Consider the following 24,474-nt stretch of genomic DNA (forward strand, 5'->3'; position numbering starts at 1 on the left):
ACGCATATCCGATCCTGAATGCTCGAGAACGCCGCAACTATGCATAAAATTTGCCAAATTGGTAATTTTAACTACACGGCTATCGATAGGAGGAGCATGGAAATGAAAGATAAAATTACCCCTTTCCAATTGTCCACCTTGCTGGTTACGTTTATCGGAATCTCGAACCACGTCATTCTGATTCCCATTTTGCTGGATACTGCGAGTCGCGACGCATGGATCTCTGTCTTGGCGGCCATCATCCCTTCCTTGCTTCTTGGCTTGCTATATGTCTATCTTTACAAATCGATCCCTGCTTCGTTATCGACCTGGATGTTAGAGAAAGCGCCTACGTTTGTATGGCTTATGTTCACCCTGCTATTCACCGCATATTTCCTGACACAAGCAAGCATCAGTATACGGGATACGATCATGTGGTCCAACTCGTCTTACTTAACCTATACGCCGCAATGGGTAGTCGGCCTTTGTCTCATTGGTATCAGTTACTTCACGGCAAGAAAAGGGCTTGCGGCCATCGCCATTACGAACGGAATCCTGCTGCCATGGATCATTGCCGCCGGGTTCTACGTCATGACGGTCAACTTTCAATATAAGGACTACCATTACCTATTTCCCATCTTCAAAAATTCGGCACAAGCCATCACGAAAGGCGCTTGGTATACGACTTCCGGCATAACGGAGATCTTCCTCGTGCTTTTCTTGAAAGACGAAGTGAAAGGAAAGCTGTCGCGCCTGAATATCTGTCTGGTCGTTCTCATGTTGATTGAACTGACATTCGGGCCACTGACTGGCGTAATTGCCATGTTCGGACCCTTCGAAGCTACGCTGCTGCGATACCCAGCCTACGAGCAGTGGCGGATGGCCGCCATCGGAAGCATGCTTAGCCAAACGGATTTCTTGTCCATTTATCAATGGCTGGCAGGAGCATTTATCCGTATTTCATTAGGTATTTACATCATTCACACGCTGTGGGTGAAGAAATGGAAGCATCCCGAGATTCTGCTAATCCTGATCTCGTCGGTCCTCCTTGTAGTCAATCTGCTCCGACTATCGGATGTGAATTTCCACAATCAAGTGAGAAACTACTATTCAAGCTCCATTTTATTTTGCAGTGTCGTGTGCATCGTGATCTTAATTTGCATCTGGGTCGGAAAGAACAAGAAGGCGGTGCAGCGAAATGGCTAAATTAAGAGAAAGCGATATCCGGCTCTTATTTGAAGGTTGCGGCGATATTACTTTCGAAATGAACGACTCCTTTCTATTCATCTTCTGCCAAGGGCTGTCGAACCGTGAGCAAATCAATGAAATTAGTACCTATAGCGAAGAACTTTGGCGGCAGCATCCCGTTACACTTACATCACAATGGAAGAATGAGCTCTCCTCTTATGTATTTAACGGGGAATTATTCCTTTTCGACTTGAAAACCGCTCGTTGTTATGTTCAATACGTCGCTGATCCCCCTCAAAGAACGACGGAAGAGTCCGTCACGGAGACGTCTACGAAAGGCGCACGCGACGGATTTACCGAAAGTATCCAGACGAACCTGGCGTTAATCCGCAAACGTTTGGCTACGCCGACACTCAAAGTCGAAGCCTTCGCAATCGGTGTTCGAAGCCAGACCGCAATAAATCTTCTCTACATCCAGGATATCGCGAATAAAGTGGCTGTTAATGAAGCAAGACGCAGATTGCAGAAAATCCAAATCGACGCGCTTGTCACAAGCTCACAGCTCGAGGAAGCGATTTCGGACCGTTCGTACTCGGTTATCCCCTTAATCGATAACACCGGACGCCCCGATTTTGCCGCGGAATGCCTCATGAGCGGACGTTTCGTGATCCTGCTGGACAATTCGCCGCTGGCCATTATCGCCCCCATTACGCTTACATCGCTCATCAACTCCCCGGAAGATGGCTATTTCCGGGCGGTAATCAGTTCTTTTCAGCGGTTAATCCGGTTTTGCGGCTGGTACTTGGCACTGTTTCTGCCCGCTTTCTACATTGCGCTGATCGGCTTTAATTTCGAGCAGGTGCCATTGCCCTTATTAGCGACAATCGCATCGAATCGGATCGGCCTTCCGCTTACCGTTCCATTCGAGGCGATCGTCGTGCTCGTATTGTTTGAATTGTTCAAAGAAGCCGGACAACGGCTGCCCAAATCGGTAGGGCCAACCGTCACCGTCGTAGGCGGCATCATCGTAGGTGATGCCGCTATTCGCGCCGGAATCACGTCTCCGACGGTAACCGTCGTGGCAGCAACTACCGTGATTGCCGGCTACACGCTCGTAAACCCGACGCTTAGCGGCATCGTATCCATTGTTCGCATCGTCATCATGATTATTTCCTCTATTCTTGGCATGTTCGGGTTCTTCATGTCGATTTTCTTCGTCGTCGCCTATCTGTCCGATCTTAAATCGTTCGGGATTCCGTACCTTTCTCCGATTTCACCGCCATCATGGCCGGATCTTGTAGGAGCCATACTGAAGAAACCGGCCAAACTCATGAATAAACGGCCGCAGAACCTCCATTTGCAGGACGATACAAGGATGAAGGACGATAGCCCATGAAACGAACCGTAAAGGCCATCGTGATCAGCTGCATCTTGTTATCGCTGTGCGGCTGCTGGGATGTGAAGAACATTCAATATTTCAACTTCGTTACCGTAATAGGGGTCGATTACGTCGACGGCAAATATAAGATTTATGCGCAAATCAATGACCTTACCACTATGGCCAAGACAGAAGGCGCCGGCCAAAGCGCGAAACCCATCGTGATCGGCAAAGGCGAAGGCGAGAGCATCGGGATGGCGATATTCGATCTGCAGAAAGAAAGTCAAATGCGAATGGATTGGACGCAGAATAAAGCGTTCATCTTCAGTGATCGTATTCTTGCCAGGGGGATTTTCGATATTCATGATGAATTGATGCGAACTCGCGATCAACGTTACACACCTTGGGTGTTCGCGACGAATGAAGATCTTGCTGCGATTCTGAGCACGATGCCCATCACCGGCAGTTCCTATGTTGCCACGTTGTACTATCAGCCGAATCTGCTATTTAAACAGCTCCAGTCATCTTTTGAACCCATCCAATACCAGAGATTCATTCGCTCCACAAGGGAACCGTTCCAGACGACCTTGATTGACCATGTGAAGCTTTCTACCAACTGGAAGAAAGGGAACAAGCCGTTCACACTGCCCATCGTAGACGGACTGGTTGCGCTCAAACAAGGGAAAAGCGAGGCTAGATTCTCCCGGGAAGAGGCTACCGGTGTGAAATGGTTACGGAAGAATACCAAACGCGGTATGCTTCCCATCAAGGACGATCAAGGTACTTTCGTTGGAACGGCTACGCTCAAGAGCCTTAAAGTGAAGCAACGACCGGCTTATAAGAATGGTAAACGAATCGTCAAACTCACCATAAATATGGACGCAGGTCTTCGGGAGCAGCAGAAAGGTTTCACGCTGAATGAGATGAATAAAATGCTCGAGTCGAGCTTATACGACGAGATCATGAAAACCTATGAAGTAGGCAAGAAACGATCGACGGATATCTACTCCTTTAACGAAGTCTGGTACCGCAAGGGCCTTGCCGTAAACGAGGAAATACCGGGGATTGAGCTCGATGTCAAAGTAAAACTAATGGCTACCGGCATGCTGGAGCTGCGTAAGAAATGATGCTCCAAGTCAAGACGCATTAGATTAGAATTTTCTAATCTAAATCTCATATTTGGGATCATTCCAGAAGCCTCATAGATCTTCCGGCTCATTGGAAAGTAGTGGTACAAAATGCTGTGTTATAGTGTTCTTAGGCAATCACAGCGGCCTGTACCCTACTACACTTCAGTGCAGGAGGAATTCAACATGACAAACACACTAACTTGTAAACGTTTTAATAAACAACTTCTGAACCTCACATTAGGCTTATCCATCGCAATTGGCGGCGGAAGCATGCTTCTCACACCAACTACTACACATGCAGCGACAAACACGACAACGAACGCAAGCGCAAGCAGCAATGCCTCTATCGTGGATGATATCATCGCAACAGGCAAACAATATTTAGGCGTCGAGTACAAATTCGGTGCCAAGACGACAACGACTTCCGTATTCGACTGTTCTTCTTTTGTCCAATACATCTTTAAGAAGCATGGCATTGATTTGCCGCGCACTTCCAGACAACAATCGAAAGTCGGCACGAAAGTGGCGAAGGATCAGCTGCAGGCAGGGGATCTTGTGTTCTCCGATACCAATCATGATGGCGTTATCAATCACGTAAGTCTCTATATTGGCGATGACAAACTGCTCCAGACGTACAGCGTAGGTGTCGGGGTAACGGTATCTAAATTCTCAGGCAGTTCTTGGGACAAGACATTTGTAACCGCTCGACATGTCGTTGCGGATGACAGTAGCGGCAATACGGATAATAGTGGCAATACAGACAATGGCAACAATGAAGATGGCAATTCAGGCGATAATAACGAAGGAAACGGTACAATCGATAACAATCAATAAGCTAGTAATGGAAAAGAGGCTGCAACCATGCAGCCTCTTTTCCATTTAATCCCTATCGTACAGTAAACCGCCTTTGGTCGTTGACGCGCTTCCGTAAAACTCGGTATACACCTTCTCCGCATAAGCATCCGTCATTCCCGCGATATAATCGGACACCATCCGCTCCCATGACCATACGTCCTTGAGGCGCTCGTAGCTCTCCAGCCAATCCGGCGGGATGATGAGCCGCCCCGAGTCCTGCACCTTGAAGCTGTCCCATAAACGTTTAATGATGATCTCGCTGCGTTTATGAAGCCGCTGCACGCGGAAATCCTTGATCAGCATGACCCACGCCAGTTTCTTCAAGATCTCCATCGTACGCAGCAGCTCCAAGTCCTGCACGCCGTCACGAACGAAGGTAACTCGTTTCCAGCCTGTTGCCGGATCGTCAATGATTCCTACTCCGCTGACAAACTTCCTCACCCACCGCGCTTTCATCTCTCTTCGTGTACGCGATGGCTCCCTGCCGCACTCCACATAGATGCTTTCCCACTGCTCCAAATAATGATGCAGCGCCTGTTTCACCATGAGCTTCATATCGACTTGCTCCCAGTGCATCACTGCATTGCCGGGATCGTTGATGATTTCCTGCATGACGTTCGCAACGAGGCGATCATCTTCAAACAAGCTGGGATTCATCTGGATCTTCCCTGCCCGAATTCCATCCTCTATATCATGCGTCGAGTAAGCAATATCGTCACACAGATCCATCAGCTGCGCCTCAAGCGTCGCACAGCCTTCAGGCATTCCCCAAGCGGTCCGCAGCGCGCTGATTCCTTCCCATTCCATGCTGTAGACACCTTTTAATCGACCGGGATCGTCGAGACAGAACGGGTATTTATTAATCGCGAGCAGTACTGCAGCTGTCAGATCGAGCCCGCTGTCACTTCCTGCACGCTTCTCCAGAAACATTAAGATCCGGTAATTCTGCGCATTGCCTTCATATTTAAGTCCGCACTCTTCCATGAGCAGTTCGTTGAGCACTTCTTCCCCTTTATGACCAAAAGGAGGATGCCCCAAGTCATGCGCAAGCGATGCGCATTCCACCACTTCCGGATCGAGCATCAGTCCCGGATGTTCTTTGCTTGCCAGGAAGGAATAACTCTTCCCAAGCTTACGAGCCACTTCTCGCGCGATCTGAGACACTTCAAGCGAATGCGTTAGACGAGTTCGATAGTAGTCACCGGAGCCTGCTCCGAATACCTGTGATTTGCCCTGCAGGCGACGAAATGCCGGGGATTGAATCAATCTGGCATAGTCCTTCTCATACTCATCCCGATCCTCGCTGGAGTGGATGTTCTCGAAATCAAATAACCGCATTTTGCGTACGTTCATCTGCATTCGCCTCCGTTTCTCGCTGTCTTACCCTCATTCTATGTAGAATGCGTGCCAATAGCAAATAAAAAACCTCACAAGCTGACGTTCAGGGATAGAAGCCCTGACGTCAGAAGGTGAGGTTGATGTTTGTCCATAGTAAGGATTAGCCTTCGAGCAATAATGATTCCGGATCTTCCAGCAATTGCTTCACGGTAACGAGGAAGCGAACCGCTTCGGAACCATCGACGATACGGTGATCGTACGAAAGCGCGATGTACATCATCGGACGGTTCTCCATGCGCACATCGTCAATCGCCATAGGACGAATTTGGATTTTGTGCATACCGAGAATACCGACTTGCGGTGCATTAAGAATTGGCGTGGAAAGCAGCGATCCGAATACGCCGCCGTTCGTAATCGTGAATGTGCCGCCTTGCAGATCATTCAGTGCCAATGTGTTGGCACGAGCTTTACCGGCCAGGTCAGCAATTTGCTTCTCGATTTGAGCGAAGCTCAGACGATCCGCTTCACGCACAACCGGAACGACAAGACCTTCTTTGGCAGATACTGCAATACCGATATCGTAGTACTGCTTCACAAGGATTTCATCGCCTTGAATTTCTGCATTGAGCAGCGGGAAAGCTTTCAGCGCGCCGATTACGGCCTTCGTGAAGAAGGACATGAAGCCAAGACCGATGTCATGCTTCTCTTTGAAAGCGTCCTTCCGACGTTTCCTAACTTCAAGAATCGCCGTCATGTCGACTTCGTTGAACGTTGTCAGCATTGCAGCCGTTTGCTGCGCTTCTACGAGGCGTTTCGCGATCGTAATCCGGCGACGGGACATCTTGCGGCGTTCAGCCGGTTTGCCCGGCTCTGCTGCCGGAGCAGACGCTGCTGGAGCTGTTTGTACGCTTGGCGCTGCTGCAGGAGCTTTCGCCGCTGTGTTATGCGCTTGAATATCTTCCTGACGGATACGGCCCATCGGATCTTGCGCTTGTACTTGCGTAAGGTCGATGCCGCGCTCTCTTGCCAGCTTACGCGCTGCAGGCGTAGCAGCGAACACGGATGCATTCGCGTCCGAAGAAGCAACCGGAGCAGGTGCTGCTGCAGGTGTAGGAGCAGCGACTGGCGCCGCGGCTTCCACTGGTGCTGCCGGAGTCGTTGCAGGCGCTACTGGAGCAGGTGCTGCTGCAGGATCGCTGCTAGGCGACATCGGCTGAGCAGCCGCACCGGAGCCGCTGCCGATCATGCCGATCGTTTCGCCTACCGCTACTGTTTCCCCTTCGCCGCGAAGAAGCTGCTCGATTACGCCGGCTTGCTCCGCACTGATTTCGATGTTTACTTTATCGGTTTCCAGTTCAGCGAGCACATCGCCGACATTCACGCTGTCGCCTGCTTTGACATGCCATTTAGAGATCGTGCCTTCTACGATCGATTCGCCCATTTCGGGTACTTTAATTTCACTCATGGCTGTTCTCCCCTTTAGTCGTCGTTGTTAGTGTACTGCGATTCAGCGCAACGGAAATGATACGTTGCTGTTCCATGTTGTGTACGTATTGGAAACCGCTTGCCGGGCTCGACCGTTTAGGGCGACCGATATAACGGATGGTTGTCTTCGGTGTTACGCGTGCGCGGATCCGCGGCTCAACATAGTTCCATGCGCCCATGTTTTGCGGCTCCTCTTGCACCCACAGCACTTCTTTTACATTCGGATAACGGTTGATGATTTGTTCAATATCGGTTTTCGGGAACGGATACAGCTGCTCCACGCGAACGATATGCACCCAATTCCAAGTATCCGCAGCTTGTCCATCCTTAAGCTCTAATGCAGCTTCCAAATCGATGGCAACTTTACCCGTACAGAAGATCAGACGCTCTACTTGTGCCGGCTGCTTGCCAAGGCCCGGCTGCTCGAGCACAAGCTTGAACGATCCATGGCTGAATTCAGCCGGGTCGGAAGCTACGCTTGGGTTCCGGATCAAGCTCTTCGGCGACATCACGATAAGCGGACGCGCTTCGTCCGTGTTGATGATCGCGGCTTGACGACGAAGCAGATGGAAGTATTGCGACGCTGACGTCAGGTTGACAATAGTCAAGTTGTCCTCAGCTGCCAGAAGCAAGAAACGCTCCAGCTTCGCGCTGGAATGCTCCGGTCCTTGACCTTCGTAGCCGTGAGGCAGCAGCATGATCAGACCGGACTTCTGCGACCACTTGACACGGCCAGCCGTGATAAACTGGTCAATGATAACCTGCGCACAGTTAGCGAAGTCTCCGTATTGCGCTTCCCAAATAACAAGTGTTTCCGGGGAGAACACGTTATATCCATAATCAAACCCAAGCACGGATGCTTCTGCAAGCGGGCTGTTATGAACCGCGAAGGATGCATTCGCTTGAGGCAGTTTGTGAAGCGGCGAGAACGTCGCATTCGATTCATAGTCATGCAATACGATGTTACGGAATGCGAATGTTGCGCGCTCCGAATCTTGACCGCTAAGTCGGATCGGCGTGCCATCGGATAGGATGGTCGCGAACGCAAGCGTTTCTGCCAAGCCCCAATCCACTTTGCTGCCCTTCTCCAGCGCAGTAGCACGGCGCATCAGAATACGTTCGAGCTTCTCGTGCACTTTGAAGCCATCCGGCCATTTAAGCAGTTCCTCGTTGATCGCGCTAAGCTTCTTAAGCGGTACGGAAGTAATGACTTCTTTCTTCCGGCGTTTGCTCGTGTCATCGATCTTCGGTTGCTTGAACGATTTATCGCTCGACTTCACTTCATCGAGCGCAGCTTGCAGCTTCGCCAGACTCGCTTGTCTAATGGCAGTGACTTGATCCTCAGACAGAAGACCTTTCTCCTTCAACTTCTCGCTGTAAATACGACCCACAACCGGGTGGTTGCGAAGCTTCTGATAGACAAGCGGTTGCGTTGTTTCCGGGTCGTCCGTCTCATTGTGACCGTGTCGGCGGTAGCCGACCATGTCGATCAAGAAGTCTTTGTGGAACTTCTGGCGATACTCACATGCCATCCTAACCGCAGCAATACACGCCTCCGGATCGTCGGCGCTAACATGTACGATTGGGATTTCATATCCCTTTGCAAGGTCACTCGCATAATGCGTGGAACGGGAATCCTTGCTCTCGGTCGTGAAGCCGAGTTTATTGTTTACGATGATATGAATCGTTCCGCCATTCTCATACCCCGCAAGCTTCTTGAAGTTCAGCGTCTCCGCAACGATACCTTCACCTGCGAACGCTGCGTCACCATGCATCAGAATCGCGGCTGCGCTGCCGAAATCGGATACCGGATAGCCGGCTTTGCTGCGATCATCTTGCGCTGCGCGTGTGTAGCCTTCAACAATCGGATTCACGTATTCCAAGTGACTCGGGTTGTTTGACAGCGAGATGCGCGTTTCAACCGTTTCATTCTCTTTAAGCGAACGGTGCGCGCCTAAGTGATATTTCACGTCGCCTGTCCAGCCGATATTGATGCCCATCGCGCCTTCGGATGGCAGCAGGTCTTTCTCTTTGTTTGGCGAATGATGGAATTCACCGAAAATAGCTGTGTATGGTTTGCCGAGAACATGGGTCAGTACGTTCAAACGTCCACGGTGCGCCATCCCCATTAGAATGTGACGAGCGCCGTCATGTGCGAGCTCACGGACGATCTCGTCCAGCATCGGTACAAGCGTATCCGTTCCTTCGATGGAGAACCGCTTCTGCCCGACGAACGAGCGATGCAGGAAAGTCTCGAACTGCTCCACGTCAACCAATCGTGCCAGCAAAGCGATTCGTTCTTTAGCACTCATCGGTTTGCTTGCCATGCCAATTTCAGCTTGGCGGTGAAGCCAAATGCGCTCATCCTCAGCATGAATATGACCGAACTCGAAACCAAACGACTTCGTGTAGACTTCCTTCAGATGCGCAATAGCTTGGGCTCCTGTCCGAATCGTCTCAGGTGCTTCTTCCCAGATGAGAGAAGCCGGAATCGAATCCAGATCTTCGGGTGACAGTTTGAATGTCACAGGTTCAAGCAGCTGCGTATCTGGTGCGGCAGATAAACCAAGCGGATCGTTGTCGGCTGCCAGATGGCCGTATGTACGGATATTCCGCACAAGTTTGCCGGCGTCGACGATTTTCTTCAAGAAAGCAGGATCAATCGATTTGATGCTATCAGAGCCTGAAACGCCTGATGCGAGCGGCGGATTGATACTCACAATTCCCTTCGCCGATGTGACTGGCGGCGGTCCCCACTTCGCAAAGGAATCTCTGAATGCCGGTTCAACCGATTCAGGGTTTACCAGGAACTTTTCATACATTTCCTCGATGTACCCTAAATTCGGGCCGTAATAGAGTTCCCATGGCGACTTCTGACTATTATTCTCTGCTGTCATTACAGGCTACCTCCAACTATTTAGATGCGCTTATTTAATTAATTAACCCTTTGTACGTCCATCCATACATGATAGCAGAAACAACACAGCAGGGACAAATGAACAGGCAAAAGTCCATGGAATGTTCATATTTAAAAGTCTGAAACCCCGTTGACTGAAAAAATGCATACTAATCGACCGCAGAATGCAAGTAAATTAGCCCCTAATTTCACAAAAAAAAGAAGTCCCGAAGGACTTCTACTCTTATTATAAGGTGGAACGTTCACCCAGCTCCTCGTCCGCCTCGTCTTGCCCGAAATCCTCATTCGCTTCTTCAACCGTGCCGCGCGCATTCAGCATCAGCATCGTAATCAGGGCGAAAGCGATCAAAGCCAGGAATGGAATGGTGACATAACCGCCAAACCAATCGAGGTAATCTTCGCTGCACGGAACACCGACTGTGCAAGGAAGCATTTTGGCCAGTGCCGGAATTTGTTGTTCCGCATAATGATACAAGGCGATCAGCCCGCCAATTAACGAAAGCGGCCATATATATGGGATCAGCCTGCGGTCATTGCGGTAACTCGCAATTCCGAGGAGTACGACAAGCGGGTACATGAATATTCGTTGATACCAGCATAAATTGCATGGGATAAAGTGCATGATTTCGCTTAAATACAGACTGCTGCCCGTTGCGACGATCGACACGATCCACGCCAAATAGAGCGCGTATTTGCTAAAGAACCCAAGGCTCTTCGTCGTTTGGATCATTTGTCCCCGCCGGCCAGCGCGTCATCAATGGCTTTCTTAATACCGGGATAGTCACCGAATTGACCTGTAAATTCTTCTCCGTTAATAAACAGCGTCGGAGTGGAGTTTACGTTAGCGGCAATGGCCTTCGACTTGTGCTTGCTGACCTCGGATGCATACGTACCTTCTTCGATATCTTTCTTCAGCAAATCCAGATCAACATCGATATTGTTGTCCTTCGCTAGCTGAACCAAATGTTCAGGCGTAGCCCAGAGGGTATGCTCGTCTTGTTGGTTCTTATAAAGGACATCGAAATATTTCCAAAAAGCGTCATTATTCTGATGATATACGGATTGAGCGGCCAGAGCAGCTGTGTCCGAATCCTCAGCGATGAACGGGAAGTTCATAAAGTAAAAGGCAACTTTGCCGGTCTCGACGTAGTCCTTCTCGATCTGCGGTTTAATTTGCTGACTGAACACTTGGCAGGATGGGCATTTGTAATCGCCGAACTCGACGATCTTCACCGGCGCATCCGCTTTCCCCAGAATAGGCAGCTGTTCATAATCGAACGCGGTCGGATCAGCCTTCGGCGTGAATATCAGGGCTGCAATAATACCCAGAATAACAACGATACCTGTCCCCCACATCAGCTTCTTCATAAACTTGCGCTGCTTCTCCAGTTTCTCTTGCTCGGCTTTGCGTTGACTCTTATACGTGGATTTCTTCATTGGCTGCGACATTTGCTCCCCATCCTTTTCTATGAGCCTATTCTAGTTAAATTGTAGAGAACGACTTACTAGATGTCAATTCATTCAGACGCTAAGCGACTGCGGTGTAACGCCTGCCGGAAGAATGCGCTCTACTTGCTCCATTACGCGTGCATCCGCCAGTTCTGCGCCCATGATCGTGATCATCCCGGTATCCTCGCGACCGCGAATCAAGCGGCCCAAACCTTGCTTCAACCGAAGCAGCATATGAGGCATGTCCACCGTTTCGAAAGGAAGTTCGGCATCTCTGCGTTTGGCTGTGAAGACTGGATCGTGCGGTGGAAACGGAAGCGACCACATCAGCACATGCGACAGCGACGGACCGGGAATATCAAGCCCTTCCCATAACGTAACCGCACATAGAATACTGGCTTCATCACGTTGGAACGTCTCGATGAGATGGCTGATTTCAGCGGTCCCTTCGTAAAGGAACCGGAACGCTGCGAAATCGGGAATCGTCGCGATATCTGCTTTAAACTGCTGCAGCTCCTCCTTGGACGGGAATAAAATAAGCGCTCGTCCCTCCGATTGCTGCAGTCTTCGCAGCGCAAGCTTCAACTTATCAGCTTGGCTGCTTATCGGCGCAACCGCCGCGCTCATCTGCGTCTCATAATCATAAGGCGACGCTACCGAGAAGGATAACGCCTTCTGGATGCCAAGATTGTCTGCGATATAATCAAACGAATCATTGACGGACATCGTCGCAGAGGAGAACACGATGGGCATGTGCTTCGAGAAAACGCGCTCCTCGAGAATCTCTTTCACCAGCTTCGGCATAATAACGAGCGTAATGCCGTCCTGCTCTTCTTCGATCCAAGTAATCAAGCCGCTTGGTTTCTTGAATAAGTTCAGCGCCAGCTGCAGCATCTCGATATGCTCCTCCACGATGGTGAGCTGATAGGCATCAATCGTAAACATGCCGCTCTCGAAGACAAGCTCTTCTTCAATCGCTGCCAGCACTGCCCCGAAACGGGTCACTTCCTTCAACAACCGATCTGACATGATCACTTCGCGTCGATCCGACGCCGCAACGGAACGACTGCTGGCATCCAGCAGTCGGAAGAGATGCTCGCTTTGTTCGATGGCTTCATCAATCGTGACAGCAAGCGTCTCGCGAATCTCTCCTTGAAGCAGCCTCGTGATGATGGACTCGAATACATTGTGCTTCAACTTATAGGTGAGCGCCTTCTGAGCTGCAGTCTCCAGCAGATGGCCTTCGTCAAATACGACAGAGCTATGTTCAGGCAGAAGCGGCAGCTGTCCTTCGCGTTTGCGGGCTTCATACGTCCAAACATGCTCCATATAGAAGTCATGCGAGCAGATGATGATGTCGGCTGCTTTGCGGTAATGCTCGCGCGAGAGCGTCTGGCCGCAGCGATGTCTCCGCGAACAGACCAGGCAGTCCTGAAATACGTCCCAGCCAACCGCCTTCCACTGATCGTCGGTCAGATTCGGGTAATCTTTGCGATTGCCATAAGGGTAGAAGGCTTGCATCGTGCCCGGGTTATGGACGAACTCAGGCAATGCGGCGTGCATGTCCCGATATATCTCCGTATCCGTGAAGCCGCCTCTTGCATCCTCAAGCTTATTCAAGCAAATATATTGATCCATCGATTTGCCCAGACGCGCATCAATCGTCAAGTCCAGATAACGCGCCAGCTTCGCGATATCGCCTTCAGGCTTCACCAGCTGCTCGATAAGCGATTCATCCGCACAGGCAATAATGGCCGGTTTTCGCGTATATCGCGCATAATTAATGGCATAAAGCAAATAAACGAACGTTTTCCCCGTGCCTACGCCAGCCTCTGCAAAAATCGTTTGTTTCTCGCTATAAGCCCGTTCCAACTGAAAAGCCATATAAATTTGCTCATCTCGGAGCTCAAATCCGGCTTCAGGCAGCCGTTCATAGAACACGTCCGCAATCCAATCGCTGGCTTGCTGGACGAAGGATTCTTTCGGGTCAAAGTCAAAAGGGTATTTGTTCACCAATTTCAAAGCCTCCAGCACTACTCAATTTCAAACAACATTCAAACCGATATCATACCATGTTTCCGCTCAAAAAGGCTAATCCAACTCGTGGATTAGCCTTGATGAAAGAATTGCCGCCAACGTCGTTACACGACGTCGAATCCTTGATCTTCAATCAGCGTTTTGATGCGGTCCAGCGAGATCGATTTCACTTCGTAATCGACAGTAACGCGGTTGCCGGGCAAATCAACCTTCGCTGCTACGCCGTTCTTCTTCAGCGCTCCCTCGATGCTGTTCACGCAATGCTGGCAGGACATGCCCTTTACTTGAATGGTAGTTGTCATATGCAATCGCTCCTCTAATCAAAGTTATTTGCGGAATCGTTGAAGTCTTAAAGCGCTGAGCACGACGGAAACAGAGCTCAGCGCCATCGCAGCCCCTGCCACCCATGGGGCGAGCCAGCCGGCTGCGGCAATCGGGATTCCGACTGCATTATAGGCAAGCGCCCAGAATAAATTCTGCTTGATGTTGCTCATGGTTTGGCGGCTAAGTGCGATTGCTTCGGGAATGCTGCTTAAGTCGCCGCGCATCAGCGTAATATCCGCAGCCTCTATGGCAACGTCTGTACCTGTTCCCATGGCCATGCCGATATCAGCGGTCGCGAGTGCTGGCGCATCATTGATGCCATCGCCAATCATGGCTACTCGAAGTCCGCGCGCTTGAAGCTTCTTCACTTCCTCTGCCTTGCCTTCAGGTAAAACTTCGGCAAGGACGGTACCGATCCCTGCTTGTTCCGCGATTGCCCGCGCTGTTGATGCGTTGTCCCCTGTGATCATGACAACTTCCAATCCAAGCGCTTGCAGCGCCTCGACGGCCGCACGGGATGTCGGCTTGATCCGATCCGCAACCGCAAGATAACCTGCGTACACGCCATCAACAGCTGCGAGAACAACCGTATTACCTGCCTTCTCCAGCTCCTCAACCTGCGACTGATCCGCAAACTCGACGCGATGCTGTGCTAGCAAGCGCCGAGTGCCGACAAGCAGCTCCTTCCCTTCGATGCGCGCTTCGATCCCGAAGCCGGGTATCGCCGCGAATGATTCGACGGCCGCCGCCTTCTCGATCCCCCGCTCAAGAAGACCAGCGACAATGGCTTCGCCAAGCGGATGCTCGGAGCTGCTCTCTGCTGTAAGAACCAGTCGCAGCAGCTCTTCTTCTCGGAAACCAGCCTCAACCTGATAACGCGTCAGCTTCGGTTTCCCTTCTGTAACGGTTCCCGTCTTATCGAGCAGCACAGCATCGATGAGATGCGCTCGCTCAAGGTGCTCTCCGCCTTTGAACAAGATGCCCAGCTCAGCAGCCCTTCCAGAGCCGGCCATAATCGAGGTCGGCGTCGCAAGACCGAGTGCACAAGGACATGCAATGACGAGCACAGCAATCGCTTTGCGAAGCGCTTCCGGGAATGCTCCCGGCTCCAGCGCAAAGTACCAGACCAGAAACGTGACCGCAGCGATTCCAATCACGATAGGGACGAAGATGCCGGAGATAACATCCGCAATCCGCTGGATTGGCGCTTTCGAGCCCTGCGCTTCCTCCACGATACGGATAATGGAAGCCAGTACGGTTTCTTTGCCCACCTTCGTGGCTCTCATGACAAGAGCGCCGTTTCCGTTTATCGTTGCCCCGATAAGCGGATCATCCGCTTGCTTCTGAACAGGGAAACTCTCTCCGGTTAGCATCGACTCGTCTACGGATGAGCTTCCTTCCAGCACAACGCCGTCGACAGGGATCTTCTCCCCCGGCTTTACAGCGACTAAATCACCGGTCTGTACCTCCTCAATCGGCAGGCGAACCTCAATTCCTTCTCTTATGACGACGGCTTGCTTAGGTGCGAGACCAATTAAAGCACTAATCGCTTGTGAGGAACGACCTTTCGCCAGCGCTTCGAGCAACTTCCCGAGCAGCAGGAAGGTGATGAGCAGCGCACTCGTTTCATAGTACAGTTCAACACTATGCATGTGATCCCCTAGGGATGCCAGCGTCTCGACCAAACTATAGAAATAAGCCGCAGATGTTCCGATTGCCACTAACACATCCATGTTGGCGCTTCTGCCGCGCAATGCCTTATAGGCGCCTATATAGAACGGAGCGCCGATTACAAATTGAACCGGTGTAGCCAAAACAAGCTGCAGCCAAGGATTCATGAACCAGCCCGGAATGTGAAGAAATGATGCAAACGCGAAGTGATCGGCCATCGCTAACAGCAGAGGCAATGAGAGCAGCGCCGAGACAAGTAACCGAAGCTTCAACTGCTTCAATCCCGCTTCACGCTGTTCACCGAGCTGCGACATCTCTTTATGTAGTTCAGCATGAAACCCAAGCTGATCTACTTTGGTCATCACGTCGCCTATGGCGATGACAGCTTCATTATATTCCACACGAGCGGTTTCCATCGTCAAATTCACGCTGGCACTCGTGACACCTTCAAGTCTCGATAGACCCTTCTCGATACGAGATGCGCAAGAGGCGCATGTCATGCCGCTGATCTGCAGAGTAGTCTTCTGTGTCGCCACGATAGGTTCCTCTCTCCCTTCCGTATACCTCTGGAGGGTATGTTCTCACCATCATCTTAACATACCCCATGGGGGTATTGCAAGTGGTGTAAAAAAGACCGCACAGCCTGCTCTTCCGGTCTGTCGGTCTGTTATTTCATTAGCTTGTTCATGGTCACCAGCAGTTCCTTAACGACATCATGATCTCCCTGCTGGATGCGTTCGATAACGCAGCTATTCATGTGATGCTCCAGCAGCAGCTTCCCGACCCCGTTTAAGGCCGACTGAGCAGCGGCTATCTGATTGAGCACATCATCGCAATACGTATCCTTCTCAATGAGCCCTTTCAAACCGCGAATTTGACCCTCAATTCGGTTCAAACGCGTAATTAAGCTGTTCTTGATTTCATCGGTATGCGAACTGCGCCGGACAGAACCGGCTTGATCGTTGCAATGCCCATGCTCGGTATGATTCATACCACATCCCCCTTTTCCTATCCTTCACTATATCATACCTCCAGGGGGTATACAACATAACCTCATTCTCATGCGCCTTCCCTGCACGCCGATCGCTTAACCTTGATACAGAAACACGGCTGCAAGCACGAATATGCCAAGCCCGAATACCAGCGGATGCAGCAGCGGCGTCTGTTTACTGCTTTCCTGCGCTTCTATATTCACTTCCTGTGATTCTTCGCGAATCAGCTGCAAAACAACCAGATGAACGAACAGGTACAACACATCGACGAACAGCACCATCATCACGGCATGAGTGCCCATCATGACGCCAAGCATGGCCCCCATCATGCCTCCCATAATCCCTGCGAGCATGCCGTCAAGCGCAGCCATCGTACTGATCGGTTTCCCTGCGAGGTAACCGCAGACAAGCCCCAGCAGCACCGAGGCTGCTGTAGGGAAGGTTAAATCCTTAGGATACATGACCCCTGCAATTGTGCCTACAGTGACGCTGGTCATCATCCCAATCGTCATTGCAATCATCATGCCGGCCATACAGCTAATGAACTGACTTCTTAAATAAGTACGGATAATCGACCAGGCGGACATGCCTGCAACCCCAACCATACTGCCGATATAGAAGTAATTCATCAATCAAACGCCCCTTTGTCACCCCGTCATTCCATGATAGTATTCGGCGGCGCCTGTCAATATTCATTCGATGAAGATTTTCTAATGCAATTCTCATACTTCGGCTGAAACCCTTGTCATTCCTTGTGAATCCGCTTTCCAAGTAAATGATGGGAATTTTTTATATGCTATAGTGTTCCTAGGTCATTTGTCCCAAGCAAAGGCATCAACGCTACTTGGGAACAACATCACAGGGGGAACTTACACATGAAAACTACAATCAGCAAATTGGTAATGAGCATTACATTAAGTTTCTCTTTACTTGCAGGCGGTACATTGGCATTACAGGCTACTCCCGTTCATGCGACTTCAGCTTCCAAAGCAAGCAACGTTATCAGTACAGCCAAAAAATATCTCGGCACACCTTATAAATATGGCGTTTCCACTTCGACGACTCGATACTTTGATTGCTCTTCTTTTACTAAATACGTATTTAAGAAATATGGCACAACGCTTCCGCGTTCGTCGAAGAGCCAATCCAAAGTCGGTTCTTATGTAAGCAAAAGCAACTTGAAGCCAGGCGATTTGGTTTTCTTCTATAAACCGATTCATCATGTCGGCATCTACATCGGCAACGGCAAAATGATTCACACCTACGGTAAGCCAGGCGTCATGATTTCCAGCATCAACTCCGGTTGGTGGAAGGATCACTACGCTACAGCACGCCGTGTATCTTAGCAGTAACTGAACTTAAAAGGGAAGAGACGCTCACCGCTGAGCGTTTCTTCCCTTTTCTCGTTTCGATTGCAGCATGCTTAAACCAGGCACTTTGAGATAATAGCGAGGTTTCGCGACGCCGATTAATTGCGAGCTGTAAATCCCGTTATGTCCGGAGAACATATAACTGACGAAACACGCCAGCAGCATATAACCGGCTCCGGAAGTACCGAACAACTCTAAACCGAGAACAGCGCAGGCAAGCGGTGCATTGGCAGCTCCGCTGAATACTGCAATTAACCCAAGTCCGGCCAGAAAGGCGACACTTAAATGAAGCAGCGGAGCGAGCGCATTGCCAAGTGCGGCTCCAATGACAAACAACGGCGTAACTTCTCCGCCAAGGTATCCTGTCCCTAACGTGATCACGGTAAACAACGTTTTCCATAGGAATGCTGCACCCGGCACCTGCTCCTGAAACGATTGCACAAGAAGCGGCAAGCTTAGCCCCAGATACTCTCGCGTACCGGCTGCTAAGACTAATCCAATGATGAGCAATCCTCCGAGGAACGCTCTAATCCAGACGAGTGGAATTAGCTTCGAAGAGATTCGTTTAACGAATTGAATCGCGGCCGTGAAGATTAAGCTCATCCATCCGAACAAGATCGATGCAATCAACACCTTCAGCAATACAACCCAGCTAATTGAAGGAATATCGCTCCCCATGCTGTACTTGATATGGTCAATCCCCCAAGCCAGTGTCGTATAATTCGCAACAAATGCTGCTACGAAGCATGGCAAAATCGCGTTATAGGCGAGCCTCCTGCCCATAATTACGACCTCAAGAGCAAAGACCGCCCCTGCCCATGGCGTCCCGAAGACAGCACCGAACCCCGCGCTTATGCCACAGAGCAGCAGGATTCTTCTGCCTGCCGCATCAGCTTGAACTGTCCTTCCGAACCAATCGGCAAGGCTGCCCCCGATCTGGACGGCAGTTCCTTCTCGGCCGGCTGAACCGCCGAATAAATGCGTAATCCATGTACCCAGAAGGATGAGCGGAGCCATCCGAATCGGGACTCGTTCATATAGATCGAGATGATTATCGCGCCTGCGTATTTGTTCGATAATGAGATTATTGCCCTTTGCGGTATTCGCCCCATATTTCACAAACAAGCCGCTCATTCCCGCTCCGGCAACCGGCAGAAGCAGCAGCAGCCAAGAAAAGGAATTCTGAAGATAAGTTGCATATTCGAGTCCGGCTAGAAATAAAGCAGCGGCCGAGCCCACCGCAATCCCGATTACCGCGCTATACATTATCCAATTGACACTCTTTCGGATCATCGTCATTGTCATCGTCGCCCTTGCATGCCTATTTGCTCCCTATCATAGCCGCTTCGCAGCCATACAGGCAATAAACTTCTGCGCCAGGGTATAAAAGGCATGCCAAAACGACCATCCTAAATGAGAACGGAGGTGAGTTCAGATGGCGAAAGATGTACTTTGCGAAGTAAATTCCTGCAAGCATTGGGCTGCAGGCAACCATTGCAACGCTTCTTCCATTTATGTGGTGAGCAACCGCGGGAAACAAGCAAACAATTCCGAAGAGACAGATTGCAAAACCTTTGAAGCGAAAATCTAAGCTGCTTGTTCCGATTGTGTAACGAAACCCGATGAAACAACAACGAGCCGCCTCGACCAGAAGGCGGCTCGTCCTTTCCTTCTATACCGTAGTATAGCCAACAGTGATAATAATTATCATTGAGAATGGAATTTGTTATTATTTTTTACAACTACCAGTTTTTCACGTTTTCGCGGAAACGTTTGTAGATCCAATCGTTCACTTCCCACAGATCTGCAACCGGTTGGTTCGTGTGTGGCAGTGTGTGCATGTAACCCGGAGGTCCGAATTCAGGCACCACCGTAGAAACAGCATGTCCTTGTGCCGCACGGCTTTGGATCATTTCTTTCCACCAGCCTTCGAACAATGACACTTCGTACGCGTATTCCGGTGCAGATGGATCCGGTACTTGCGGTCCTTCCGCATAACCTACGCGTGCATGAATATGAAGCGTACGGGAAATCGCAAGCTCGATATCCGCTCTGTTATCTTCCAGATGGGACTCGCAAACGCAAGTCCAGTGGCTGAAGTCTGCTGTGATTTTGAGCTCAGGGAGCGCTTCTAGCAAACGAGCTGTTGTCCATGGCGTGAACATGGCACGTTGACGGTGCGTTTCATGACCAACCGCAAGTCCGGTTGCGCGTTCTACTGCAAGCGCTTGTTCGAAGAAGCTGACTTGCTGCTCGAAGGTCATATGATCACGTGCGCTATGGGAGTTGACGAAGAGCGGTTTAAACGAAACCGCGCGCTCCACTTGCTCAGCAAAGCTGGCTGCATGATCAGCGCCGCCTGTGAAGATTTGCGGGATAAAGTCAAATTTGAACTCTTCCAGCAATTCCTTGAATTCATTTTCTTGATCGGCTTCGGGCATCGGTGTCTCAACACCGTCAAAACCTGCTGCTTGAATCCGGTTAAACATATCCCGATATGTGCCTTCCATTCCCCACAATGCTTTCAGAAACTTCGTTTGCATCACATGTTCCTCCTCAGACCTATACCTAATTGAAATTACCACACTTTACTATACACGTGGTCGTCCACGCTGACTACTCTAATTCTACGGTTTCACGTTCATTCAAACGAAGCTGCTGCGTGGCAAACTCCAAGTATAACGGATGGGTTTCGAGCAGCTCATCATGCGTCCCGCTTCCGGTCAACTTCCCTTTCTCAATGAACAGAATTTGGTCGGCATCTACAACTGTCGATAACCGGTGTGCAATGACCAGCGTCGTACGCCCCGCCATTAAATTCTTCAGCGCTTCCTGAACAACAACCTCGGATTTACTGTCAAGACTGGATGTCGCTTCGTCCAGCATGAGGATCTTCGGATCACGCAGAAGCGCTCTGGCAATGGCAATACGCTGACGTTGTCCGCCGGAGAGCTTGATACCGCGTTCGCCGACTTCCGTATCATAACCATTCGGCAGCTCACTGATGAATGTATGGGCGTAGGCCATTTCTGCTGCATGAACGATAGAAGCTTCGCTGACTTCGCGATCCATGCCATAACACAAATTATCTCGTATTGTGCCGGCAATCAATGGACTTTCCTGCGAGACGTAACCGAACTGGCTTCTCCAAGACCTCAAGTTGTAGTTGTCGATGGATTCCTTGCCAAGCTTGATTGATCCGCCTGTCGGCTCATAATACCGTTCCAGCAGGGAGAATAGGGTTGTTTTCCCGCCGCCGCTAGGCCCTACGATTGCCGTAACCGTACCAGGCTCCACACGGAAATTCAGCTCAGCCAGCACCGGCTCGCCGTTCGAATAATTGAAGCTGAGATCTTGAACGGAAATCGCTTGATCGGTACGATCAACCGGCTTGCCCCCATCGTGATCTTCTTCCGGTGCTTCCAATATCGTAATGATTCGTTCCGTCGCACCGACTGTTTTCTTAAATTGCGTGAAGAAGGAAGTGATTTGCGTCATCGGCATCACAATTTGAATGAGGTACAGGATAAAGGCAACGAGCTCGCCGGCCGTCAAGGCACCTGAGGACACCCGCACGCCGCCGTAACCGATAATGACCACAAGCAGCATCATCATCACGAAAAACATGAGCGGCGCAATCATCGCTTGTATTCGCGCTTCTTTCAAGCCGAAGCTGAACAGGCTGCTGATTCTCGTGCTGCCTGCCGAGTATTCGCGTTTCTCCGCATTCATCGACTTCACAAGTCTGACTTCAGAGAGAACCTGCGTTAATGTAGTCGTGAACGATGCGGTTTCTTCTTGCAACCCTTTTGAAACGATATACATCTGACGTCCAAGCGGGACCAGGAATATAGCAGCAATCGGAATAACGCCGAGCATAACTGCGGTCATTTGCCAATCCATATAGAACAATACGGCAACCGATCCGATTACCGAGATAATCCCCGTCAAGAAATTCGTTAAATTCTCAGAGATCAGCTGCTTCACAACGCCTGTATCGTTGGTCATTCGGCTAATCGTCTCTCCTGTACGATGATTGTCATAGAACGGAATCGGCAGCTTCAGCAGCTTCTTCCACAGCCTGTCGCGCAAGTTGGCCACGATGCGCTGCCCTATCGCATTCAGCATATACATCGAGAACCCGCTGGCTAGAGCCTGCAGGACAAAGATACCGCCGAACAGCGTTATTTGCTGCCAGCTGAGATTGCTGATCGAGAAGCCGTCTACGAGATTCTTCGTAAAGAGCGGTATGATAAGCGAAATTAATGTCCCGATTAAACTCATCGATATAGCCGTAATTAGTAGTCCTTTAGACGGTCTTGTTTGCCCGATCAATCGCAGCAGTGGTTTCCAGCCGCCGCTTGGTTGTGCCTGGTCTTTCATTGCAATCAGTTCCTTCCTCTGCGTATCTATTCTGTAGTACGCGTTAAGCATATCAGCGGTTTTTGAACAGATTATGAACAGAACGGAAGGATATGCTGGAATAGCAGCTCTTTGGCTGCCATCGCACTGCTCTTGCCCTCAGGCTCCTTGCGAATCGCAGCAACGAGATCATAAGACGGCACGATGAAAATATATTGTCCCCCATAGCCTTTGGCGAAGCAGTAGTCTACCACACCATTATGCGCCTCTGTCGATATCCACCAATGGTACCCGTATTCACCGAATATCGGAGGCTCATAATGAGCCAGTCCTTTATGATGAACCGAGGTTGAAGTTTCGACCCAGCTCCGTGGAATAACCTGCTCCCCCTCCCATAGCCCGCCCTGCAAGTATAACTGACCGAAATTCGCCATGTCTCTGGACGTCATATGCAGTCCCGCTCCGCCTTCGTAAATGCCGTCATGACTGTTCCATCTCGGTTTACGAAAACCCAGCTTGTGAAATAAATGCTCCTCCGCGTAAGCATAGGCTGATGTTCCTGTTGCTTGCGTCAGAATGGCAGATAATAAATGAGAACCGCCGGAATTATAGGCAAAAGCTTCGCCTGGTTCGTGCGCCATCGGCTGCGAGAGAATGAAGGAGATCCAATCGTCCGCACGCTTCATAGTCCAATACGGCTTATCGAAATCCGGCCATTCCAGTCCGGATGTCATGGATAGCAGATGCTTGATTCGAATGGAACGTTTGCGTTGATCATTAGTTGCTGCAAGCGAGGAAAAGTAGTCTGCAATCGGGTCGTCAATGCTGTTAATATGACCATGCCCGATGGCGATGCCGATTAAGGCAGAGAGAATACTCTTCGTACAAGAGTAGATCGCGCTGACTCGGTCCGCATTCTTGTCATGCCACTCCCACAGCAGGCTGCCGCCCCGCAGGATGACGACATCGTTTATTTTCCAAGTTTCCAGATGATTTCTTAGTTCATCCGTATCGAATTTTTCCTTATTGTTTGATGCATGCGTAAGTAAGTCCATATGTATATTAGTTCCTTTCTGACTGGCTGAATGGAAGGCCGGCATGTAAAATAAGAATAGCTTGTCCAATCCTTACAAATGCGAATAAACCGGAGGTATTGAACGGAATGGCTCTTATTCAATGTGATTTCTATTCGGAAGTGCTTGGCTTGTCCATGTCGATGAACGTTATTTTACCACAGGCTGCTCCTTCACAGATCGGGATGGCTTCACATGCCGGTCAGACGAAGCATAAGACTTTATTCCTGCTTCACGGCTTGTCGGATGACCACACGATTTGGCTTAGACGAACGTCAATTGAGCGTTATGTAGCCGCACTTGGCATCGCTGTTGTTATGCCTGCCGTACATCGCAGCTTCTATACGGATATGAAATCAGGCGGCAAGTATTGGACATTTATTAGTGAAGAGCTCCCGGCAATCGCTCGCTCCTTCTTCCCGCTGTCGGACCGAAGAGAAGATAATTACGTTGCGGGATTATCTATGGGCGGATATGGCGCATTCAAGCTGGCGCTTAATAAACCGGAGTCCTTCGCGGCTGCAGCAAGCCTGTCAGGCGCGCTTGACCTGAGAGACTTAAACGATCGTGTCTCCCTTGATTATAACTTGATTTTTGGATCGCAGGAAAAGGTCGACGAGCTGCCCAACAATTTGTTCCTAGCCGCAGAGGAGCTGGCTGCATCCGGCAAACCGATTCCGAAGCTGTTTCAATGCTGCGGTACCGAGGATTTCTTATACAGCCACAATTTGCGGTTCCGCGAACATGCCGAGATGCTTGGGCTGCCCCTTACCTATGAAGAAGGGCCGGGCGAACATGAATGGGGCTATTGGGACTCGCACATTCAGCGTGTACTGGCATGGCTGCCGCTTGAGTAAGGACAATAAAGCCGCGGTGGATAGGAGCATGGATGCTCCTACCTTCCGCGGCTTTGTTTTGTCCGTTTC

At 50.3% G+C, this 24,474-nt stretch carries 21 protein-coding genes; 7 read left to right on the forward strand and 14 right to left on the reverse strand.

The features are described 5' to 3' along the window. Positions 1–102: 102 nt before the first annotated feature. From BLW29_RS22485 to BLW29_RS22500, 4 genes are all read left to right on the forward strand, one after another. Complete coding sequence (locus tag BLW29_RS22485) at positions 103–1,185, forward strand: endospore germination permease (RefSeq protein WP_177186774.1); 1,083 nt, start codon at positions 103–105, stop codon at positions 1,183–1,185. Continuing rightward, positions 1,178–2,563 carry a spore germination protein gene (locus BLW29_RS22490; protein WP_090983774.1) on the forward strand — a complete coding sequence of 462 codons (1,386 nt, stop codon included), beginning with the start codon at positions 1,178–1,180 and terminating at the stop codon, positions 2,561–2,563. The genes BLW29_RS22485 and BLW29_RS22490 overlap by 8 nt, the downstream gene beginning before the upstream one ends. Further along, positions 2,560–3,672, forward strand: coding sequence for a Ger(x)C family spore germination protein (locus BLW29_RS22495; protein ID WP_090983776.1), 1,113 nt, complete (start codon positions 2,560–2,562; stop codon positions 3,670–3,672). Before BLW29_RS22490 ends, BLW29_RS22495 begins: the two co-directional genes overlap by 4 nt. Positions 3,673–3,858: 186 nt before the next feature. After that, entirely contained in the window at positions 3,859–4,509 is a 651-nt protein-coding gene (locus BLW29_RS22500; RefSeq protein ID WP_090983778.1) for a C40 family peptidase, read from the forward strand. A gap of 45 nt (positions 4,510–4,554) precedes the next feature. Here the strand turns inward: BLW29_RS22500 and BLW29_RS22505 are convergent, their stop codons facing one another. The 10 genes from BLW29_RS22505 to BLW29_RS22550 all read right to left on the reverse strand — a co-directional run bounded on the left by BLW29_RS22505 (position 4,555) and on the right by BLW29_RS22550 (position 17,372). Continuing rightward, positions 4,555–5,883 (reverse strand): deoxyguanosinetriphosphate triphosphohydrolase family protein, encoded by a 1,329-nt coding sequence (locus tag BLW29_RS22505; protein ID WP_090983780.1) that lies wholly within the window; start codon positions 5,881–5,883, stop codon positions 4,555–4,557. A gap of 145 nt (positions 5,884–6,028) precedes the next feature. Further along, positions 6,029–7,333: a 2-oxoglutarate dehydrogenase complex dihydrolipoyllysine-residue succinyltransferase gene (odhB, locus tag BLW29_RS22510; protein WP_090983783.1), complete on the reverse strand. Its 1,305-nt coding sequence runs from the start codon at positions 7,331–7,333 to the stop codon at positions 6,029–6,031. Beyond that, a complete protein-coding gene (locus tag BLW29_RS22515; protein WP_090983785.1) occupies positions 7,326–10,250 on the reverse strand; it encodes a 2-oxoglutarate dehydrogenase E1 component in 2,925 nt (974 codons plus the stop codon). The genes odhB and BLW29_RS22515 overlap by 8 nt, the downstream gene beginning before the upstream one ends. A gap of 246 nt (positions 10,251–10,496) precedes the next feature. After that, complete coding sequence (locus BLW29_RS22520; protein ID WP_090983787.1) at positions 10,497–11,000, reverse strand: disulfide oxidoreductase; 504 nt, start codon at positions 10,998–11,000, stop codon at positions 10,497–10,499. Beyond that, the gene (locus BLW29_RS22525) at positions 10,997–11,719 is read right to left on the reverse strand and encodes a DsbA family protein (RefSeq protein ID WP_090983789.1); all 723 of its coding nucleotides are present in this window, start codon (positions 11,717–11,719) and stop codon (positions 10,997–10,999) included. The genes BLW29_RS22520 and BLW29_RS22525 overlap by 4 nt, the downstream gene beginning before the upstream one ends. A 72-nt stretch (positions 11,720–11,791) precedes the next feature. After that, positions 11,792–13,732 carry an ATP-dependent DNA helicase gene (locus BLW29_RS22530; RefSeq protein ID WP_090983851.1) on the reverse strand — a complete coding sequence of 647 codons (1,941 nt, stop codon included), beginning with the start codon at positions 13,730–13,732 and terminating at the stop codon, positions 11,792–11,794. Positions 13,733–13,860: 128 nt separating this feature from the next. Then, positions 13,861–14,058 carry a cation transporter gene (locus BLW29_RS22535; protein ID WP_090983791.1) on the reverse strand — a complete coding sequence of 66 codons (198 nt, stop codon included), beginning with the start codon at positions 14,056–14,058 and terminating at the stop codon, positions 13,861–13,863. A gap of 24 nt (positions 14,059–14,082) precedes the next feature. Continuing rightward, a complete protein-coding gene (locus BLW29_RS22540; RefSeq protein WP_371264775.1) occupies positions 14,083–16,290 on the reverse strand; it encodes a heavy metal translocating P-type ATPase in 2,208 nt (735 codons plus the stop codon). 128 nt (positions 16,291–16,418) lie between these two features. Then, positions 16,419–16,742, reverse strand: a complete 324-nt coding sequence (locus BLW29_RS22545) for a metal-sensitive transcriptional regulator (RefSeq protein ID WP_090983793.1) — start codon at positions 16,740–16,742, stop codon at positions 16,419–16,421. Between the two features lie 96 nt (positions 16,743–16,838). After that, a complete protein-coding gene (locus BLW29_RS22550; protein ID WP_090983795.1) occupies positions 16,839–17,372 on the reverse strand; it encodes a hypothetical protein in 534 nt (177 codons plus the stop codon). A 246-nt stretch (positions 17,373–17,618) separates the two neighbouring features. Here BLW29_RS22550 and BLW29_RS22555 point away from each other — a divergent pair, with 246 nt between their 5' ends. After that, complete coding sequence (locus BLW29_RS22555; RefSeq protein ID WP_090983797.1) at positions 17,619–18,089, forward strand: C40 family peptidase; 471 nt, start codon at positions 17,619–17,621, stop codon at positions 18,087–18,089. Positions 18,090–18,119: 30 nt separating this feature from the next. Here the strand turns inward: BLW29_RS22555 and BLW29_RS22560 are convergent, their stop codons facing one another. Further along, positions 18,120–19,412: a chloride channel protein gene (locus tag BLW29_RS22560; protein ID WP_256208807.1), complete on the reverse strand. Its 1,293-nt coding sequence runs from the start codon at positions 19,410–19,412 to the stop codon at positions 18,120–18,122. Positions 19,413–19,548: 136 nt separating this feature from the next. On the opposite strand from BLW29_RS22560, the gene BLW29_RS22565 reads away from it, so the two are divergent. Continuing rightward, positions 19,549–19,704 (forward strand): DUF1540 domain-containing protein, encoded by a 156-nt coding sequence (locus BLW29_RS22565; protein WP_090983801.1) that lies wholly within the window; start codon positions 19,549–19,551, stop codon positions 19,702–19,704. A 151-nt stretch (positions 19,705–19,855) separates the two neighbouring features. Here the strand turns inward: BLW29_RS22565 and BLW29_RS22570 are convergent, their stop codons facing one another. From BLW29_RS22570 to BLW29_RS22580, 3 genes are all read right to left on the reverse strand, one after another. Continuing rightward, complete coding sequence (locus tag BLW29_RS22570) at positions 19,856–20,656, reverse strand: sugar phosphate isomerase/epimerase family protein (protein WP_090983803.1); 801 nt, start codon at positions 20,654–20,656, stop codon at positions 19,856–19,858. 73 nt (positions 20,657–20,729) lie between these two features. Beyond that, positions 20,730–22,502: an ABC transporter ATP-binding protein gene (locus BLW29_RS22575; protein ID WP_305728488.1), complete on the reverse strand. Its 1,773-nt coding sequence runs from the start codon at positions 22,500–22,502 to the stop codon at positions 20,730–20,732. Between the two features lie 65 nt (positions 22,503–22,567). Further along, entirely contained in the window at positions 22,568–23,530 is a 963-nt protein-coding gene (locus tag BLW29_RS22580) for a serine hydrolase domain-containing protein (RefSeq protein WP_177186775.1), read from the reverse strand. A gap of 107 nt (positions 23,531–23,637) precedes the next feature. Here BLW29_RS22580 and BLW29_RS22585 point away from each other — a divergent pair, with 107 nt between their 5' ends. Continuing rightward, positions 23,638–24,405, forward strand: coding sequence for an alpha/beta hydrolase (locus tag BLW29_RS22585; protein ID WP_090983809.1), 768 nt, complete (start codon positions 23,638–23,640; stop codon positions 24,403–24,405). The last annotated feature ends 69 nt before the right edge of the window (positions 24,406–24,474 follow it).

It is taken from the genome of Paenibacillus sp. CF384 (genome assembly GCF_900106745.1).
In the GTDB taxonomy this organism is placed as follows: domain Bacteria; phylum Bacillota; class Bacilli; order Paenibacillales; family Paenibacillaceae; genus Paenibacillus_Z.

Bases quoted from the DNA above. Each gene is read 5' to 3' on its own strand.
- BLW29_RS22485 (WP_177186774.1), top strand. From the start codon at position 103: ATGAAAGATAAAATTACCCCTTTCCAATTGTCCACCTTGCTGGTTACG.
- BLW29_RS22490 (WP_090983774.1), top strand. From the start codon at position 1,178: ATGGCTAAATTAAGAGAAAGCGATATCCGGCTCTTATTTGAAGGTTGC.
- BLW29_RS22495 (WP_090983776.1), top strand. From the start codon at position 2,560: ATGAAACGAACCGTAAAGGCCATCGTGATCAGCTGCATCTTGTTATCG.
- BLW29_RS22500 (WP_090983778.1), top strand. From the start codon at position 3,859: ATGACAAACACACTAACTTGTAAACGTTTTAATAAACAACTTCTGAAC.
- BLW29_RS22505 (WP_090983780.1), bottom strand. From the start codon at position 5,883: ATGAACGTACGCAAAATGCGGTTATTTGATTTCGAGAACATCCACTCC.
- odhB (WP_090983783.1), bottom strand. From the start codon at position 7,333: ATGAGTGAAATTAAAGTACCCGAAATGGGCGAATCGATCGTAGAAGGC.
- BLW29_RS22515 (WP_090983785.1), bottom strand. From the start codon at position 10,250: ATGACAGCAGAGAATAATAGTCAGAAGTCGCCATGGGAACTCTATTAC.
- BLW29_RS22520 (WP_090983787.1), bottom strand. From the start codon at position 11,000: ATGATCCAAACGACGAAGAGCCTTGGGTTCTTTAGCAAATACGCGCTC.
- BLW29_RS22525 (WP_090983789.1), bottom strand. From the start codon at position 11,719: ATGTCGCAGCCAATGAAGAAATCCACGTATAAGAGTCAACGCAAAGCC.
- BLW29_RS22535 (WP_090983791.1), bottom strand. From the start codon at position 14,058: ATGACAACTACCATTCAAGTAAAGGGCATGTCCTGCCAGCATTGCGTG.
- BLW29_RS22545 (WP_090983793.1), bottom strand. From the start codon at position 16,742: ATGAATCATACCGAGCATGGGCATTGCAACGATCAAGCCGGTTCTGTC.
- BLW29_RS22550 (WP_090983795.1), bottom strand. From the start codon at position 17,372: ATGAATTACTTCTATATCGGCAGTATGGTTGGGGTTGCAGGCATGTCC.
- BLW29_RS22555 (WP_090983797.1), top strand. From the start codon at position 17,619: ATGAAAACTACAATCAGCAAATTGGTAATGAGCATTACATTAAGTTTC.
- BLW29_RS22560 (WP_256208807.1), bottom strand. From the start codon at position 19,412: ATGACGATGATCCGAAAGAGTGTCAATTGGATAATGTATAGCGCGGTA.
- BLW29_RS22565 (WP_090983801.1), top strand. From the start codon at position 19,549: ATGGCGAAAGATGTACTTTGCGAAGTAAATTCCTGCAAGCATTGGGCT.
- BLW29_RS22570 (WP_090983803.1), bottom strand. From the start codon at position 20,656: ATGCAAACGAAGTTTCTGAAAGCATTGTGGGGAATGGAAGGCACATAT.
- BLW29_RS22580 (WP_177186775.1), bottom strand. From the start codon at position 23,530: ATGGACTTACTTACGCATGCATCAAACAATAAGGAAAAATTCGATACG.
- BLW29_RS22585 (WP_090983809.1), top strand. From the start codon at position 23,638: ATGGCTCTTATTCAATGTGATTTCTATTCGGAAGTGCTTGGCTTGTCC.